The 17,513-nt window shown below is 62.8% G+C and carries 14 protein-coding genes; 9 read left to right on the top strand and 5 right to left on the bottom strand.

The annotated features are described in order from the left end of the window. Positions 1-224 precede the first annotated feature (224 nt). Positions 225-776: an ATP-dependent protease subunit HslV gene (hslV, locus tag ACVOMB_RS18535; protein WP_055772387.1), complete on the top strand. Its 552-nt coding sequence runs from the start codon at positions 225-227 to the stop codon at positions 774-776. Positions 777-805: 29 nt separating this feature from the next. Continuing rightward, positions 806-2,182, top strand: a complete 1,377-nt coding sequence (gene hslU, locus ACVOMB_RS18540) for an ATP-dependent protease ATPase subunit HslU (RefSeq protein ID WP_481532528.1) — start codon at positions 806-808, stop codon at positions 2,180-2,182. 506 nt (positions 2,183-2,688) lie between these two features. On the opposite strand, the gene ACVOMB_RS18545 is transcribed toward hslU, so the two are convergent. Continuing rightward, positions 2,689-3,357, bottom strand: a complete 669-nt coding sequence (locus tag ACVOMB_RS18545) for a TetR family transcriptional regulator (protein ID WP_481532529.1) — start codon at positions 3,355-3,357, stop codon at positions 2,689-2,691. A 231-nt stretch (positions 3,358-3,588) separates the two neighbouring features. Between ACVOMB_RS18545 and ACVOMB_RS18550 the strand changes: the two genes are divergently transcribed. Together ACVOMB_RS18550 and smeE are read left to right on the top strand one after the other, a co-directional pair. Continuing rightward, positions 3,589-4,773, top strand: a complete 1,185-nt coding sequence (locus ACVOMB_RS18550; protein WP_481532530.1) for an efflux RND transporter periplasmic adaptor subunit — start codon at positions 3,589-3,591, stop codon at positions 4,771-4,773. A gap of 12 nt (positions 4,774-4,785) precedes the next feature. Further along, complete coding sequence (gene smeE, locus ACVOMB_RS18555) at positions 4,786-7,932, top strand: multidrug efflux RND transporter permease subunit SmeE (protein ID WP_481532531.1); 3,147 nt, start codon at positions 4,786-4,788, stop codon at positions 7,930-7,932. Between the two features lie 255 nt (positions 7,933-8,187). On the opposite strand, the gene ACVOMB_RS18560 is transcribed toward smeE, so the two are convergent. Together ACVOMB_RS18560 and ACVOMB_RS18565 are read right to left on the bottom strand one after the other, a co-directional pair. Beyond that, positions 8,188-8,439 carry a hypothetical protein gene (locus ACVOMB_RS18560; protein WP_481516798.1) on the bottom strand — a complete coding sequence of 84 codons (252 nt, stop codon included), beginning with the start codon at positions 8,437-8,439 and terminating at the stop codon, positions 8,188-8,190. A gap of 119 nt (positions 8,440-8,558) precedes the next feature. Then, the gene (locus tag ACVOMB_RS18565; RefSeq protein WP_303747502.1) at positions 8,559-9,011 is read right to left on the bottom strand and encodes a nucleoside deaminase; all 453 of its coding nucleotides are present in this window, start codon (positions 9,009-9,011) and stop codon (positions 8,559-8,561) included. Positions 9,012-9,103: 92 nt separating this feature from the next. On the opposite strand from ACVOMB_RS18565, the gene ubiE reads away from it, so the two are divergent. Both ubiE and ACVOMB_RS18575 read left to right on the top strand, forming a co-directional pair. Beyond that, entirely contained in the window at positions 9,104-9,868 is a 765-nt protein-coding gene (gene ubiE, locus ACVOMB_RS18570) for a bifunctional demethylmenaquinone methyltransferase/2-methoxy-6-polyprenyl-1,4-benzoquinol methylase UbiE (RefSeq protein WP_481532532.1), read from the top strand. A 398-nt stretch (positions 9,869-10,266) separates the two neighbouring features. Then, positions 10,267-12,219 carry a M1 family metallopeptidase gene (locus tag ACVOMB_RS18575; RefSeq protein ID WP_481532533.1) on the top strand — a complete coding sequence of 651 codons (1,953 nt, stop codon included), beginning with the start codon at positions 10,267-10,269 and terminating at the stop codon, positions 12,217-12,219. A 289-nt stretch (positions 12,220-12,508) separates the two neighbouring features. Here ACVOMB_RS18575 and ACVOMB_RS18580 read toward each other — a convergent pair whose 3' ends face one another. Further along, the gene (locus ACVOMB_RS18580) at positions 12,509-13,822 is read right to left on the bottom strand and encodes an acetamidase/formamidase family protein (protein WP_481532534.1); all 1,314 of its coding nucleotides are present in this window, start codon (positions 13,820-13,822) and stop codon (positions 12,509-12,511) included. A 150-nt stretch (positions 13,823-13,972) separates the two neighbouring features. Beyond that, positions 13,973-14,599, bottom strand: coding sequence for a TetR/AcrR family transcriptional regulator (locus ACVOMB_RS18585; protein ID WP_481532535.1), 627 nt, complete (start codon positions 14,597-14,599; stop codon positions 13,973-13,975). An 81-nt stretch (positions 14,600-14,680) separates the two neighbouring features. Between ACVOMB_RS18585 and ACVOMB_RS18590 the strand changes: the two genes are divergently transcribed. From ACVOMB_RS18590 to ACVOMB_RS18600, 3 genes are all read left to right on the top strand, one after another. Next, the gene (locus ACVOMB_RS18590) at positions 14,681-15,769 is read left to right on the top strand and encodes an MBL fold metallo-hydrolase (protein ID WP_481532536.1); all 1,089 of its coding nucleotides are present in this window, start codon (positions 14,681-14,683) and stop codon (positions 15,767-15,769) included. Between the two features lie 156 nt (positions 15,770-15,925). Beyond that, positions 15,926-16,660 (top strand): hypothetical protein, encoded by a 735-nt coding sequence (locus ACVOMB_RS18595; RefSeq protein WP_481532537.1) that lies wholly within the window; start codon positions 15,926-15,928, stop codon positions 16,658-16,660. Beyond that, positions 16,660-17,295 (top strand): HAD family hydrolase, encoded by a 636-nt coding sequence (locus ACVOMB_RS18600; RefSeq protein WP_481532538.1) that lies wholly within the window; start codon positions 16,660-16,662, stop codon positions 17,293-17,295. The genes ACVOMB_RS18595 and ACVOMB_RS18600 overlap by 1 nt, the downstream gene beginning before the upstream one ends. The last annotated feature ends 218 nt before the right edge of the window (positions 17,296-17,513 follow it).

The raw sequence follows: 17,513 nt of genomic DNA on the forward strand, positions 1-17,513 counted from the left end.
GGAATCAATCAGGTTGCGGGCTTGGATGTGGCTTCAGTGGTATCTGCTTCGCGGCTCACGCCGCTCCTACAGGGCGATCGGTGGGATTGCTGGGAAGGCTTCTGCCGAGCATGGCTCGGCACTACCTGTTTGGTTTTTCTGAATGGTGGCTGTCGCTGGCGGGGGGAGGCTTGATCGCGGCGCTGACCGGCCCCATTACCGGTGAACAGTATTCCGGAGGCCGTATGGACCCCAGTCAGAACCCGAATGTTTTTCATGCCACCACCATCTGCTGCGTGCGTCGCGGCGAACATGTGGCGATTGCTGGCGATGGTCAGGTCACCCTGGGCCATACGGTGATGAAGGGCAATGCGCGCAAGGTGCGCCGGCTTGGCCGCGATGGCCAGGTGCTGGCGGGCTTTGCCGGTGCAGCCGCTGATGCCTTCACCCTGTTTGAATTGTTTGAAGCCAAGCTTGAAAAGCACGGCCAGCTGACCCGTGCGGCCGTGGAGCTGGCCAAGGATTGGCGCACCGATCGCCGCTACGGCAAGCTCGAAGCGCTGCTGGCCGTGGCTGACCGCGAGACCTCGCTGATCATCAGCGGTACCGGCGATGTGATCGAGCCGGAAGACGGCATCATCGCCATTGGTTCTGGCGGTTCCTACGCGCTCAGTGCGGCGCGGGCGCTGCTCAAGCACACCGATCTGGATGCACGTGGCGTGGCTACCGAGGCGATCAACATCGCCGGCGGCATCTGCATCTACACCAACACCAACGTCGTGGTGGAAGAGCTCTGAGCTCTTCGGCCATCAACCGCGAGTACCCCATGAGCCACAAGATCGAAGTTTCCTCCGCCACCATGACTCCGCGCGAAATCGTGCAGGAGCTGGACCGTCATATCGTTGGTCAGCACGACGCCAAGCGTGCGGTTGCCATTGCGTTGCGTAACCGCTGGCGCCGTATGCAGCTGCCCACCGAGCTGCGCAACGAGGTGATGCCCAAGAACATCCTGATGATCGGCCCGACCGGTGTCGGCAAGACCGAAATCGCGCGCCGCTTGGCTACGCTGGCCAATGCGCCGTTCGTCAAGGTGGAAGCCACGCGCTTCACCGAGGTTGGCTACGTCGGCAAGGACGTGGAGCAGATCATCCGTGATCTGGCCGATACAGCAGTCAAGCTGTACCGCGAGCAGGCCAAGGTGCGCGTGCGCACCCAGGCTGAAGAGAAGGCCGAAGACCGCATTCTTGATGCGCTGCTGCCGCGCCGCAGCATAGGCATCGGCTTTGATCCGGAAGCAGCGCGCAACGAGCCGTCAGCTGCTGATAACGAAACCCGCATCAAGTTCCGTCGCATGCTGCGTGCAGGCGAGTTGGATGAGCGTGAGATCGAGCTGGACGTTTCCGCCAACGTCAGCATGGACATCATGACCCCGCCGGGCATGGAGGAAATGGGCCAGCAGCTGAAGTCGATGTTCGCCAACCTTGGCACGGCCAAGTCAAACAAGCGCACGCTGAGCATCAAGGCCGCGCGGCCGCTGCTGATCGAGGAAGAGGCCGGTAAGCTGGTCAACGAAGACGACATCCGCACCGCCGCGATTGAAGCTTGTGAGCAGCATGGCATCGTGTTCATTGATGAGATCGACAAGGTCGCCAAGCGCAGCGATGCTGGTTCGTCTGGTGGCGATGTGTCACGCGAAGGCGTGCAGCGCGATCTGCTACCGCTGGTGGAAGGCTCCAATGTGTCGACCAAGTACGGCACGGTGAAGACCGATCACATCCTGTTTATTGCCTCCGGTGCGTTCCATCTGGCCAAGCCGAGCGATCTGATTCCCGAGCTGCAGGGCCGCTTCCCGATCCGCGTGGAGCTGGGTGCGTTGAGCAAGAATGATTTCGTGCGCATCCTGACCGAACCGAAGGCGGCGTTGACCAAGCAGTACGAAGCCTTGTTGGCGACGGAAGGCGTCAAGGTCAACTTCACCGCCGAGGCGGTTGACCGTTTGGCGGAGATTGCGTTCCAGGTCAACGAGCGGCAGGAGAATATTGGTGCGCGCCGTTTGCACACCGTGTTGGAGCGCTTGCTGGATACCTTGAGCTATGAAGCGCCGGATCGTGATGGCGACAGTATTGCGATCGACCCGGCGTATGTGGACAAGCACCTGGGTGAGTTGGTGAAGGACCCGGACCTGAGTCGCTATATTCTGTGATGCTTGGTTCGGGTTGATGAGAAGCGGCGGCACTTTGGTGTCGCCGTTTTTTTGTGTGGGGCGAAGGCGATGGCTTTGGCCGTTGGCATTGCGGGTAGGGCCCCTGCCGAGCATGGCTCGGCACTGCGGGGTGCAGAGCCCTCCCTTTGCCGCAGGCAAGGGGAGGGTTGGGAGGGGTGCTTTTGCTTTTGCCTTCGCCTTCGCTTGCTTCGCGGCTTATGGCCCGAGGCCACCCAGCGCCGCTCCCACAAGACTGCTGCGGCTCTGCAAGGTTGCTCAGTAAAGCCCCTGCCGAGCATGGCTCGGCACTACGGGGTGCAGAGCCCTCCCTTTGCCGCAGGCAAGGGGAGGGTTGGGAGGGGTGCTTTTGCTTTTGCCTTCGCCTTCGCTTGCTTCGCGGCTTATGGCCCGAGGCCACCCAGCGCCGCTCCCACAAGACTGCTGCGGCTCCGCAAGGTTGCTCAGTAAAGCCCCTGCCGAGCATGGCTCGGCACTACAGGGCTTGCTTAGTCTTCGTCTGGCGTTGGCAACGGTGATGGATCGGCGCCGGGTACGAACACGCCGGGCTTTACGTAGTGCGCCATCAAGGCGTCCAGCATCTCGCGGCTGTCGCGCTCCAGGTCGAACTGGGTCGGCTCCAGCATGGCGCTGTACAACACGCCGGTCAGGCCTGCATGGATGATGCGTGCGCTACTTGCAGTGTTCACGCCATCGCGCAGCTGGCCCAGGTCGCGCGCGCGCTCCAGGGCGCGGCGGAAAATCGCCATCTCTTCTTCGACGCTGTCGTGCTGCAGTTGCTGCATCGCAAGGCTTTCAGTGGACAGGTCGTTGCGCAGCATGATCTCCATCATGTCGCGCAAGCGTGGATCGTTGGCCAACTCGCTCAAGGACACCAGCATCGCCGAGCGCAGGTCCAGGATGGGTGTGTTGCGCAGCGGCGAGTAGGTCTGGCGCAGGCGCTTGATGAAAGGCACGCGCTCGCGGTTGATCATTGCTTCCAGCACTTCGGTCTTGTTCTTGAAGTGCCAGTACACCGCGCCACGGGAGACGCCCGCACGCTCGCCTATCGCTGCCAGCGAGCTGCCGGCAACGCCGTGTTCATGGAAGCAGGCCAGCGCGGCATCCAGGATGCTTTCGCAGGTGACTGCTGCCTCTTCTTTGGTCTTTCTGGCCATTGCTCTTTGCAAATGCTGGATGAAACCGACCTGAATTGTATCCGTTTACAAACATGCGTGTATGTATGTATATTTCCACGGCCTGCTCTGCAGGATGGCCGTGATGTGTGCGGCGGTGGCGGTTGCCACCGATGTACCCGTAACGTATGCGGTACGGAAGGATATGCCCGGGCGTATCTCATGTTCCGCCCGATCCTCGAGCGCCACTTTCCCCCATTGAGCTCCTCTCCCATGCCTGCTATCAGTCGCTGCCGTCTCGTCGCGCTTTCCCTCGCACTATCCGTCGCGCTCGTTGCCTGTAAAGGCGGCGGAGAGCAGCCGCAGCAGGGTGGGCCGGGTCAGGTCACCGTGGTCACGCTGAAGCCGGAAACGGTTACCTTGACCCGTGAATTGGCCGGCCGTGCAAACGGCTACCAGGTCGCTGAAGTGCGCCCGCAGGTCAGCGGCATTGTTGCCAAGCGCCTGTTCACCGAAGGCAGCGTGGTCAAGGCTGGCGATCCGCTGTATCAGCTGGATGACGCCGCCTACCGTGCCCAGGCCAACAGTGCACGCGCGCAGCTGGCACGTGCCGAAGCCAGTGCCAACGCCGCCCGTCTGGCCGCTCGCCGCAGCAGCGAGCTGGTCAAGTCGCGGGTGATCAGCGTGCAGGACGACGAAAACGCACAGGCCGCGTGGAAGCAGGCCGAGGCCGACGTGCTCGCCGCCCGCGCATCCTTGGATGCGGCCAATGTGACGCTGGGTTATGCCCGCATCACCGCGCCGATCAGCGGCCAGATCGGCAAGTCCTCGGTTACCCAGGGCGCGCTGGTCAGCGCCGGGCAGGCAGAGCCATTGGCCACCATCAACCAGCTCGATCCGATCTATATCGACGTCACCCAGTCCTCGGCCGAGCTGCTGCAGCTGCGCCGTGAACTGGCCGCCGGTCGCCTTGAAGGCGCTTCGGAACTGCCGGTCGATATCGTGCTGGAAGACGGCAGCACCTTTGGCCACAAGGGCAAGCTGGAGTTCTCCGAAGTCAGCGTCGACCCGACCACCGGCAGCTACCTGATGCGTGTGCGTGTGGACAACCCGGATCAGGTACTGATGCCGGGCATGTTCGTGCGTGCGGTGCTGGGCAGTGGTGTGCGCCCGAACGCGCTGTTGGTGCCGATGCAGGGCATCGCGCGTGATCCCAAGGGCGACACCTCCGCGATGGTGGTCGATGCCGAAGGCAAGGTTGCCGTTCGCCCGGTCAAGGTCAGCCGCACCATTGGTGACAAGTGGCTGGTCGAGGACGGTCTGAAGGCAGGCGACAAGGTCATTGTCGAAGGCCTGCAGAAGATCGGCCCGGGGATGCCGGTGCAGGCCACCGAGAAGGGTGCCGAAGCCGCCAAGCCAGCCGCCGCGCCCGCCGCGGCGCCGGCTGCCAAGCAGTAAGCGGAGAACTACATGGCACGCTTCTTTATCGACAGGCCCATCTTTGCGTGGGTCATCGCCATCATCATCATGCTTGCCGGCGCGCTGGCAATGCTCAAGCTGCCGATCTCGATGTATCCCGAGGTCGCGCCGCCTGCGGTGTCCATTTCCGCCAGCTACCCGGGTGCTTCGGCCAAGGTGGTCGAGGACTCGGTGACGCAGATCATCGAGCAGAACATGAAGGGCCTGGACGGCCTGATGTACTTCTCCTCCAACAGCTCCTCCAATGGCCAGGCCAGCATCACCCTGACCTTCGAGAGCGGTACCAACTCCGACATCGCCCAGGTGCAGGTGCAGAACAAGCTGCAGCTGGCGATGCCGCTGTTGCCGCAGGAAGTGCAGCGCCAAGGCATCAACGTTGCCAAGTCCAGCTCGGGCTTCCTCAACGTGCTGGGCTTCGTGTCTGAAGACGGCAGCATGGATGAGAACGACATCTCCGACTACGTCGGTTCCAACATCGTCGATCCGCTGAGCCGCGTGCCGGGCGTGGGTTCGATCCAGGTGTTCGGTGGCAAGTACGCCATGCGCATCTGGCTGGACCCGACCAAGCTGCAGACCTACAAGGTGTCGGTCGATGAGGTCACCGCCGCGGTCAAGGCGCAGAACGCACAGGTCGCCGTGGGTCAGTTGGGTGGTGCGCCGGCCGTCAAGGGCCAGCAGCTCAACGCCACCATCAATGCCCAGGACCGTCTGCAGACGCCGGAGCAGTTCCGCAACATCGTGGTCCGTACCGAAACCGATGGCTCCACCCTGAAGTTGGGCGACGTTGCCCGCGTTGAACTGGGCGCGGAAACCTACGACTTCGTCACCCGCTACAACGGCAAGCCGGCCTCCGGCCTGGCCATCACCCTGGCTACCGGCGCCAATGCGCTGGAAACCGCCGAGGGCGTGAGCAAGACACTGGACGAACTGCGCGCCAATTTCCCGGCCGGTTTGAAGGCAGTGATCCCGTACGACACCACACCGTTCGTGAAGGTGTCGATCAAGGGCGTGGTCAAGACCCTGCTGGAAGCGATCGTGCTGGTGTTCGTGGTGATGTATCTGTTCCTGCAGAACTTCCGCGCCACCTTGATCCCGACCATCGCCGTGCCGGTGGTGTTGCTGGGTACCTTCGGCATCCTCTCGGTGCTGGGTTTCTCGATCAACATGCTGACCATGTTCGCGATGGTGCTGGCGATCGGTCTCTTGGTCGATGACGCCATCGTGGTGGTGGAAAACGTCGAGCGCATCATGTCCGAGGAAGGACTGTCGCCGCTGGAAGCCACCCGCAAGTCGATGAGCCAGATCACCGGCGCACTGGTCGGTATCGGCCTGGTGTTGTCGGCGGTATTTGTGCCGATGGCCTTCATGAGCGGCTCCACCGGCGTCATCTATCGACAGTTCTCGGCGACGATCGTGTCGGCGATGGCCTTGTCGGTGCTGGTCGCCATCGTGCTGACACCGGCACTGTGCGCCACCATGCTCAAGCCGCTGAAGAAGGGCGAGCACCACATTGCCCACAAGGGTTGGTCGGGCCGTTTCTTTGGTGCCTTCAACAATGGTTTCGACCGCACCAGCGGCACCTACCAGCGCGGCGTGCGCGGCATTCTTGCCCGCCCGGGTCGCTTCATGGCGGTGTTCCTGGCGTTGGCGGTGGTGATGGGCCTGCTGTTCGTGCGCCTGCCGAGCTCGTTCCTGCCCAATGAAGACCAGGGCATCCTGATGGCGCTGGTCAATGCACCGGTTGGCGCTACCCAGGAACGTACCCTGGAGTCGATCTACAAGCTGGAAGACCACTTCCTCAACAACGAGAAGGACGCCGTTGAGTCGGTGTTCTCGGTGCAGGGTTTCAGCTTCTCGGGCATGGGCCAGAACTCGGGCATGGCCTTCGTCAAGCTCAAGGACTGGCACGAGCGTAGTGCCGATCAGGGCGTAGGCCCGATCACCGGTCGCGCGATGGCCGCCCTTGGCCAGATCAAGGACGCCTTCATCTTCGCCTTCCCGCCGCCGGCCATGCCGGAGCTGGGTATCGCTTCGGGTTACACCTTCTTCCTGAAGGACAACTCCGGGCTCGGCCATGATGCGCTGGTCAATGCACGCAATCAGCTGCTGGGCCTGGCCGGGCAGAGCAAGTTGTTGGCCAATGTGCGCCCGAACGGCCTGGATGACACCCCGCAGCTGCGTCTGGACATCGACGTGGCCAAGGCTGGCGCACATGGTCTGTCGCTGGATGCGATCAATGGCACGCTGGCCACCGCCTGGGGTTCGAGCTACGTCGATGACTTCATCGACCGTGGCCGCGTCAAGCGCGTCTACGTGCAGGCCGATGATGCCTTCCGCATGAACCCGGAAGACTTCAACCTGTGGACGGTGAAAAATGCCTCGGGCGAGATGGTGCCGTTCTCGGCCTTCGCCAGCCAGCGTTGGGACTATGGTTCACCGCGTCTGGAGCGTTACAACGGCGTCTCCGCACTGGAAATCCAGGGCGAAGCCGCACCGGGCGTAGCCTCGGGTGACGCGATGCTGGAAGTGGAAAAGCTGGCCAAGCAGTTGCCGGCAGGTTTCACCATCGAGTGGACCGCCGTGTCCTACCAGGAACGCGAGGCCGGTTCGCAGACGCCGCTGCTGTACACGCTGTCGCTGCTGATCGTGTTCCTGTGCCTGGCTGCACTGTATGAAAGCTGGAGCGTGCCGACTGCGGTGCTGATGGTTGCCCCGCTGGGTATTCTCGGTGCGGTGCTGGCCAACACCATGCGCGGCATGGAGCGTGACGTGTACTTCCAGGTGGCGATGTTGACTACCGTGGGTTTGACTTCGAAGAACGCGATCCTGATCGTCGAGTTTGCCAAGGAGCATCTGGAGAAGGGTTCGGGCGTGATCGAAGCGACAATGCATGCGGTCCGTGACCGTCTGCGTCCGATCATCATGACCTCGCTGGCCTTCGGCCTGGGCGTGTTGCCACTGGCAATCGCCTCCGGTGCGGGTTCTGGTGCACAGCGCGCCATCGGTACCGGCGTGTTGGGCGGCATGGTGGTGGGCACCTTGCTTGGCCTGTTCTTCATCCCGCTGTTCTTCGTGGTGGTGCAGCGCTTGTTCAACCGCAAGCAGCTGGCCAAGAACGGCGACCTGCCGCAGCGGTAACGGGGCAGGGTAGTTGCAAGCAAAAGGCGCCGAAAGGCGCCTTTTGTTTTTGGCTTTTTGTTTTGTTGTAGGAGCGGCGTAAGCCGCGAAGCCAGGGATTCATCAGGTGGCATGCATGCCAGTGATTTTAGCGATGCTAGCTTCGCGGCTTATGCCGCTCCTACAAACCTGATGCGGCGTCGGTGAAGCTCCTGCCGAGCATGGCTCGGCACTACAGATGCGAGGCAAAAAAAACCGGGCTGGGCCCGGTTTTTCTTATGCTTCGTTGTCCGCCAGCTCCAGTAACTGAGCCTTCTCAACCGCGCCCAGACCTTGGGCGAATACCGCCAGGCGGTTGCAGAGCTCGGCCTGGTGTTCCGGATGTGCCGCTACCAATTCACGTTGAACCTGTTGGTAGGCATCCCAGAACGGGGCCGAGCAGCGATGTCGTGCGTACTGCTGTCGCAATTGCTCCCCAGCACGCTGGAGGGATTGGCGACTGCTGTGTTGGATGGGCGTTGTATACATCGCTTCACCTCGATGGCAGTGCCCCTGTACCCCGAGCATAGCGCTGTTTATCTTACGAGCTGGCTACAACGTCTAATTTCCCTATGAGATTAATGGGGATTTGTTCAGATTACGTCACATTATTCGCCGATATCTTCATTCCAGACGTCCGGGTTCTCCGCGATGTAGCGGCCCATCATCTCGATGCAGCTGGCGTCATTCAGGTCGATGACGTTCACACCGTTCTCGCGCAGCCAGTCGATGCCGCCGGGGAAGCTGACCGATTCACCCACCACCACCGTGCCGATATTGAACTGCCGTACCAGCCCGCTGCAGTACCAGCATGGGGCCAGGGTGGTGACCATGATGGTGTTGCGGTAGCCGCGCTGGCGGCCAGCCTTGCGGAAGGCGTCGGTTTCGCCATGGATGGACGGGTCGCCCTCCTGGATGCGGCGGTTGTGGCCGCAGCCGAGCAGGCGGCCATCGTTGTGGTACAGCGCGGCGCCAATCGGGATGCCGCCTTCGGCCAAGCCCTGGCGGGCTTCGGCGATGGCGGTTTCAAGCAGGGCGCGGTAGTCCGGGGTGGTGATCATGCAAGGTCCTTGTGGTGCCGTGGCGATCATCATAGCGGCCGGATTCAGCCTGCTGGCGCCGCAATCGGGCTGTCGGTGCGATAATCAGCTGCATGAGCGAATCCCCCTACAAGACCGGCACCACCCACTTCGGCTTCCGCGATGTACCGGCCAAGGACAAGCAGAAGCTTGTCGGCCAGGTGTTCACTTCCGTGGCCGACAACTACGACGTGATGAACGACCTGATGAGCCTGGGTATTCATCGGCTGTGGAAGCGCTACTTCGTAGCCACCGCGCAGGTGAAGCCGGGTGATCGGGTACTGGATCTGGCCGGCGGTACCGGTGATATCGCAGTGCTGCTGAAGGAGCGCATCGGCGCCGAAGGCAGCGTGGTGTTGGGCGATATCAACGCCGGCATGCTGTCAGTGGGGCGCGACCGTTTGACCAACCGTGGACAGGTATCGGGCTTCGAGTGGGTGCAGCTCAATGCAGAGGCACTGCCGTTCCCGGACCAGAGCTTTGATCTAGTGACGATCTCCTTTGGTCTGCGCAACGTGACCGACAAGGAAGCCGCGCTGCGTGAGATGTACCGCGTGCTGAAGGTAGGCGGTCAGGCGCGCGTGCTGGAGTTCTCGGAAGTGACTGTGGACTGGTTCAAGCCGATCTACGATTTCCACTCGTTCAAGGTGCTGCCGAAGCTGGGCAAGTTGTTTGCGCGTGGTGATGCCGACAGCTATCAGTACCTGGCCGAGAGCATCCGCAAGCACCCGCCGCAGGAAGAGTTGAAGGCGATGATGAGCGAGGCTGGTTTTGGTCGTTGTCATTACAAGAATCTGAGCGCGGGAATTGTGTCGATTCACTCTGGTTACAAGCTTTGAGGCTTGGTTGCTGGGTTGTTGATGCGGAGTAGATTGATGAAAGGGCGGCCATTGGCCGCCCTTTTCATATGTGGGGTGACGCTGCTGTTTTTGCCTTTGCCTTTGTTTTTGTCTTTGTTTTTGCTGGTAAGGCCCCTGCCGAGCATGGCTCGGCACTACCGTGATGTTCGGTGCGCTCGGGAGCAGAGCCCTCCCTTTGCCGCAGGCAAGGGGAGGGTTGGGAGGGGTGCTTTTGCTCCGCTTCTGCTCTTGATGAAGAGTCAAAGCGAAGAGCGATCCCCGCCTTCGCGGGGATGACGGCAAAAAGGCCAAAGCGCACGGCAATGCCGCACTGCCGCATCCGTCACGGCCTTTCGGGTTTAAAATCAGCGGTTGTTCCCTGAACCGGTTCCAGATCAATGCGTTCTTCGTTCCTGATGCTGCCCCTGGCCGTGGCGCTTGTCGCCGGCTGTGCCAAAGAACCCGCAGCCCCCACCGTCGACCCCGTCGCCCAGAAGCCCGCCGCCGCCGTGAATACCGTCAGCCGCAGCCACGATGAAAGCTCCTACGCTGAACCCGAAAAGGTCGTCATCAAGGACCTTGCGCTGGATCTGAAGGTCGATTTCGACGCCAAGCAGATCGGTGGTACGGCGACCTATACGCTGGAGTGGAAGGACAAGGCTGCCAAGCAGCTGCTGCTCGACACCCGCGAGCTGACGATTGAGAAGGTCGAGGCCGTGGCCGCCGATGGCGCCGCCACCCCGCTGCAGTTCGTGCTGGCACCGGCTGACAAGGTGTTCGGCAGCAAGCTGAGCATCGAAACCCCGGCCCAGCCCACCTCGGTGCGCGTCACCTACCACACCGCACCGACCGCCTCCGGTCTGCAGTGGCTGGAGCCGTCCATGACCGAGGGCAAGAAGCTGCCCTTCATGTTCAGCCAGTCGCAGGCGATCCACGCCCGCTCCTGGGTGCCGTTGCAGGACACCCCGAGCGTCCGCTTCACCTATAGCGCGCATGTCACCAGCCGTCCGGACGTGATGGTGCTGATGAGCGCCGACAACGATCCGAAGGCTGCACGTGATGGCGACTACGCCTTCAAGATGCCGCAGCCGATCCCGTCCTACCTGCTGGCCATTGCGGCCGGTGACCTGGTGTTCGAGCCGATCTCCGAGCGCTCCGGCGTGTGGGCCGAGCCGACCATGGTCAACAAGGCGGTCAAGGAATTCGAAGACACCGAGAAGATGATCGGTGCCGCCGAGAACCTGTACGGTGAATACCGCTGGGGCCGTTACGACATGCTGGTGCTGCCGCCGTCGTTCCCGTTCGGTGGCATGGAAAACCCGCGCCTGACCTTCGCTACCCCGACCGTCATCGTTGGCGACAAGTCGCTGGTGTCGCTGGTCGCGCACGAACTGGCGCATAGCTGGTCCGGCAACCTGGTGACCAACGCCAGCTGGAAGGACATCTGGCTCAACGAAGGTTTCACCACCTACGTTCAGGGCCGCATCACCGAGGCGCTGTATGGCGCCGAGATGGCCGAGATGGAGCGCGAGATCGACCAGACGGATCTGCTCAACGAAGTGAAGGGCATGAGCCCGGCCGACCAGGCGCTGGCCCTGCCGCCGCTCAACGAGCGTGACCCTGACGATGCACTGAGCCAGGTCGCTTACGTCAAGGGCGCATGGTTCCTGCAGTTCCTGGAGCAGCGTTTTGGTCGTGCGGTGTTTGATCCGTTCCTGCGTGGCTGGTTCGACGACCACGCCTTCCAGAGCGCCAACACCGACCAGTTCGTCGAGTACATGAAGAAGAACCTGCTGCCGAAGAACCCGACGGCGGTAACCGATGCCGAGTTGAAGGCCTGGTTGGAAGAGCCGGGCATCCCGACGTTCGCCACCAAGGCCCGTTCGCGCAACTTCGCCGTGGTCGACACCGCACGCATTGCCTTCCTGGGTAGCGACTCGCTGCCGAACAGCCAGGTGACCCGCGAGTGGAACACCCAGGAATGGGTGCGTTTCATCGATGGCTTGGGCGAAAAACTGCCGGTCGAGAAGCTGGCGCAGCTGGACAAGGGCTACCACTTCACCGGTACCCCGAACGGCGAAATCGCGATGCGTTGGTACCCGCTGGCAATCCGCAGCGGTTACACCGATGCACAGGCTGCTGCCGGCGAGTTCATCCAGAAGGTTGGCCGCCGCAAGCTGGTGTTGCCGATCTACGCTGAACTGCTGAAGACGCCGGAAGGTCTGGCCTTCGCCAAGGAAGTGTTCGCCAAGGCCAAGCCGGGCTACCACCCGATCACCACCGCCTCGGTGGAAGCGATGATCGCCAAGGCTGAAGCTGCACCGAAGCAGGAAGCTGCGCCGAAGCAGTAATCGGCTCAGTTGGCTTCAACCCAAACGGCGAGCTTCTGCTCGCCGTTTGTTTTTGCGTCGCTCAAGGTTTGATGGCTTCGCAGCCCGGGCAAGCGCAGCACACCCGGGACCCTTCGCGCGGAGCCTTTTTGTAGAGCCGAGCCGTGCTCGGCTGGGGCGTTAGCGGGGAAGTCTCTGCCGAGCATGGCTCGGCACTACATGGCGGCGGCGTTGTTGAGCAGGTTGTACGACGCTCCCGGGCGCGCCGGCTTCCTGCGCCGTAGCCGCAATCAGATTTCGACCGCAGCCCTCAATTGCTGCTCTTTGCCGCCGCAAGCGGCAGGTCCTTTAGTGCCGCCTTGTCGATCTTCGCCGCTACTCCCACGCTGCGACCTGCCAGGTTGACCACGCTGTACTGCACGGCCACGCCCAGCACCTGGGTAGCCTGCGACATATCCAGGCCATAGGACTGGCGCAGCCACTGCAGCATCCCCGATGTAGCCAGACGCAATGCATCGTCACTGGAGCCGCCTTGGCCCAAGGTCATGATCTGCGTAGGCGATTCCACCCGTGGCGTGACGATGGACTGCTTCTTGATGAGTTCAACCTTCAGCACTACATCCAGTGATGTCTCCAGCGCCCATTGGCTGGTTTCACCGTCGCCCTGCAGCGCGTGGCCATCACCGACATACAGCAATGCGCCGGGCTGCTGTACCTCCAGATAAACCGTGTTGCCCTGGACTACGGCGTTGAAATCCATGTTGCCGCCGAAGTCGCTGGCGTCGCCGGTGGAGAATGGGGGATAGCCAAAGCCGGGTGCAACCGCGAGGCCGCCGAGCATCGGTTTGACCGGGATTTCAAAGTTCTTCAATGCGCCACTGGCACCCTGCGGTCGCGCCATGCCGCGCACGCGATCCAGTTCCCAGCGCACCGGCTTGCCCAGCGTCGCGGTCTCGGTGGCGATGCGCGGCGTCTTCAAGCGGCCGACGATGCCGTCGAGGCTGTCGGCGTAGTCGCGGTTGAGCTTGAGTGAGCTGATGGTGATGGCCAGCGTATCGCCGGGCTCGGCTCCGGCAACGAAGAACGGCCCGACCTGCGGGTTGCCGTACAGGGCGCGGGTGATGCCGTGCTCGTCGACGCCACCGGAATCCAGGGTCTTGGTCCGTACCGAGTCGCCCGGCCAGATCACCAGCGCCGGCGCGCGATCAGCGCTGAAGGTATTGGAGTAATCGCTTGGCGTGAAGTCGTGCAGGCGCGGTGCCTTGTCCGGCCGTGCCGGCACCCGCCAGGCGCTGAAATCATGCGCTGCACGCGCGCTGCGGTTGTTGGTGTCCGGCTCGTCGCTGCGGCCCTGCATGCGGCTGCCATCGATGCGGCCGTCGTAGTGGTAGACCTGACCGTCACTGCCGGTTGCGGTGAACTTCAGCTGCGCGCCGTTCAAGCTGCCGCTGATCGGGTCGCCGCCCAATGTTCCGCTGACGCGCGTGCCTTGCACGTCCAGATTCAAGGTCTGCTGGGCGGTGTTGCCCCATAGATCAGTGGCCAGTATCCATTGATCGGTGGCGAGGGCATGGAGGGGGAGTACGGACAACAACAGCGAAGACCATTTCAGTGAAGTGCGCACGTTGCGTGTGTCTGCGAAGGGCCCGGTGGGCGTGTTCGCGGAGTGTACGAATGGCGATGACGCCGTTGCAGTGTCAAACGTAACGACACCTGTAGTCAGTCCGGCCGCCGTACAGCCGAGCAGGTTGCTGATGTCGGTCCCGCGCTGCACTCATGGCTTGAGTGCGCGTACCGCCAGGAACATGTCCACGCAGTCGTGCATCACCCGCTGTTGGGCGACAGCGTCCAGTGGTGCGGCGCCCATCGCGATCTGCGGCCAGAACGCGAATGCCTTGACCATGCCCTGCAACTGGTGGGCGGCGTCGACCGGGGCGATGTCGTCGCGCAGGCGGCCATCGGCCTGCGCAGCGCGGATCCAGGTGGTCAGCCCTTCTTCCTTCTCGGCCAGCTTGTCCATCATTGCCCGCGCCCGTTCCGGTGCATGCACCAGTTCGGCCATGGCCACCCGCGACAGGTCGATGAAGCTGGCGTCGCTGAGCAGGCGCAGCTTCTGTGCGACGAAGGCCAGCATCTGCTCGCGCAGTGGCCGTGCCGGGTCGTAAGCGAGGGCGTCCAGCGATTGGCTGGCTTCCCACAGCTGCCAGAGGATGGCGGTGAACAGCTCATCCTTGCTGGCGAAGTGGTTATAGACCGTGCGCTTGGACACCTCGGCGGTGGCGGCGATGCGGTCCATGCTGGTGCCGGCAAAGCCCAGTTCGCGGAACTCGGCCACCGCCGCACGCAGGATGGCCTCGCGTTTGCGGTCGGTCAGGCGAAGTGGGCGCTTGGAGTCGGTCATGCATCCATTTTACACCGTTCAGTTTACTTTCCTTGAAATGGAAGTAGACTCATCGGTGTACTTTTAACGGCAAGCCCAGCCATGAAGCGTCGCCTGCCTCGTTTCCTCCTCCCCATTACGGTGTTGATCGCCATGTCCATTGGCCTGCTGACCTGCGGCGCCCATCCGGCCGCTTCCTACGACCAGTCGCCGCAATACGGCGAGGGGCGCTTCCACAATGTGGCCAAGCAGGTGCCGCTCGGCTTTGTGCGCGGAGCCAAGGTGTGGTGGCGGTTCCTGTTCGACAAGCCGGCCGATGCCACGCCGCAGGTCGCGATCCCGGTGCATGCCTTGACCCGGCAGGCGTTGCTGGACGCGCCCGACGACAGCCTGTGGCGGCTGGGCCACTCGACCATGCTGATGAAGCTGGATGGTCACTTCTGGCTGACCGATCCGGTGTTCTCCGAGCGCGTGTCGCCGTTCTCGTTCATGGGGCCGAAGCGCTTCCATGCGCCGCCGCTGTCGATTGATGAGTTGCCGGAGATCACCGGCGTCATCATTTCGCACGACCACTACGATCACCTCGACCACGACGCGGTGTTGGCGCTGGCACCGAAGGTGCGGCACTTCGTCACTGCGTTGGGTGTGGGCGACCGCCTGCTGGCCTGGGGCGTGCCGCAGGAAAAAATCACTCAACTGGATTGGTGGCAGGAAACGCGGGTGGAAGGGCTGAAGATCGCGGCCACGCCCGCACAGCATTTCTCTGGGCGCGGTTTGTCCGATGGCAACCGCACCTTGTGGGCATCGTGGGTGATCGATACCGGCCGCACCCGGATCTTCTTCAGCGGCGACAGCGGTTACTTCGATGGCTTCGCCAAAATCGGTGAGCGCTACGGCCCGTTTGATCTGGCGATGGTCGAGACCGGTGCCTACGACGCCGATTGGCCGGGCGTGCACATGCAGCCGGAGCAGAGCCTGCAGGCGCATCTGGATGTGCGCGGCAAGGTGATGATGCCGATCCACAACGGCACCTTTGATCTGGCCTTGCATCCGTGGACGGAGCCGTTCGAGCGGATCACGGCGTTGGCAGCGGAGCAGGGCGTGGCGTTGACTGCGCCGCAGATGGGCGAGCGTTTGGATATCCGTGCGCCTGCGCCTTCTACGCATTGGTGGCGGGTGGTGGAGGAGTGATGGTTGCGGTTGCTTTTAATGCCGTCATTCTCGCGTAGGCGGGAATGACGGCATAAGGCGTAACGCCAACGCCAAAGCGACTCCCGATTCCCCAACATGCTCTAAAGTGAACCCTATCGCGCGCCCATTCCGCGCCACGTTCACCGGAGCTGTTTGATGAAACCCCTGATCCTCGGCGCCCTCTGCGTCTTCGCCCTGGCCGCCTGCAGCAACCCGGAGGCCGAGCGCCAGCAACAAGAGGCCGCTGCCGCCCAGGAGCGCGCCAAGCGCGAAGCCGACGCCGAAGGTATCGGCAAGCTCTACGACACTGCAGTTACCGCCGCTGATTGGGAAAAGGCGCGCATCCATGGTGCCGCGCTGCTCGATCAATTCCCCGATTCGGAGACCGCCAAGCGCATCGAGCCAGGCTTCGCCGAGGTCCGGGAGAAGGCTGCTGTCGCCAGCGAGCTGCGCCGCATGCAGGCCTTGTGGAGCTACAACCAGGTGCCGGTCAAGGGCGGCACCCAGCGCTCGGCGGCGATCCTCAGCAAGGACCGGGTGGAAGTGGACAGCACCGGCCCCAAGCAGGTGAACCTGGTGTTCCGCGATCACCCGGAGTGGAAGCGCCACGCCTATCTGGTGCTGCAGTCCAGTGACTTCGCCAAGGTTTGTTACCGCGCCTGCCAGGTCAAGGTCAGCGTCGATGGGGCGCCGGCCCGCAGCATGGCCGCGCATCGCCCGGATACCGATGAAGCCATCGCCATGTTCATCGATGACAACCGTGGTCTATGGCGGCAGGCACGCAAGGCCAAGGTGATCGAGATCGAGTTCCCGGTGCTGGCCGGTGGCACCCGCAAGGCGGTGTTCGAGGTCGGCGGGCTGGACGGCAGCCAGATGCCGAACTGGGATTGATGCCGGTGCTCGCTGATACGGCGGGGCGTTGCGACGTCGCCGCCAGTCGCCATTGGGTGTTCGACATGGACGGCACCCTGACCGAGCCGGTGCATGATTTCGAGTTGATCCGGCGCGAGCTGCAGATTCCGCCGGGCGCGGACATCTTGGTTCATCTGGCCAGTCTGCCGCCACAGCAGGCGGCGGACAGCCATGCCTGGTTGATGCAGCACGAGCGGGAACTGGCCGAGGCATCGGTTGCTGCGCCAGGTGCGGTGGCCTTGATCCGCGCGCTGCATGCCGATGGATGCCGGCTGGGCATCCTTACCCGCAATGCACGTGAGCTGGCTGAAGTGACGCTGGCGGCGATTGGTGTGGTGGATTGCTTTGCCGCCGAGGAAATCATCGGGCGTTGGGAGGTGGAGCCCAAGCCTTCACCGGCTGGGCTGCAGTTCTTTGCCGAGCGTTGGAGCGTGGCACCGGCTGCGATGCGCATGGTTGGCGATCATTACTACGATCTGGCCACCGCGAAGGCTGCTGGCGTGCCGGGGATTCTGATCAATGTGCCGGATGATCCGTGGCCGGGCATGGCGCAATGGCAGCTGCGCGATTGTGCGCAGTTGCTGCAGCAGTGGCAGGCCGCAGAATCCCGGTAGAGCCGAGCCATGCTCGGCTGGGGCGTTACCGGCAAAGCCTCTGTGGGAGCGGCGTAAGCCGCGAAACTGGCTATGTCTGGTTGCAGGGGGATTTTGCAATCTGACGGCATGGGAGCTTCGGGGGGTAACCCCCGCCCCCCAAAATAGTGGCGGCGGCGGTTGGGGCGGTTAGGCACTGGCGCGGCAGGGGGGGCGCCGCCCCGTTGGCCCCCCCGCCC

It is taken from the genome of Stenotrophomonas sp. STEN018, from assembly GCF_056760235.1.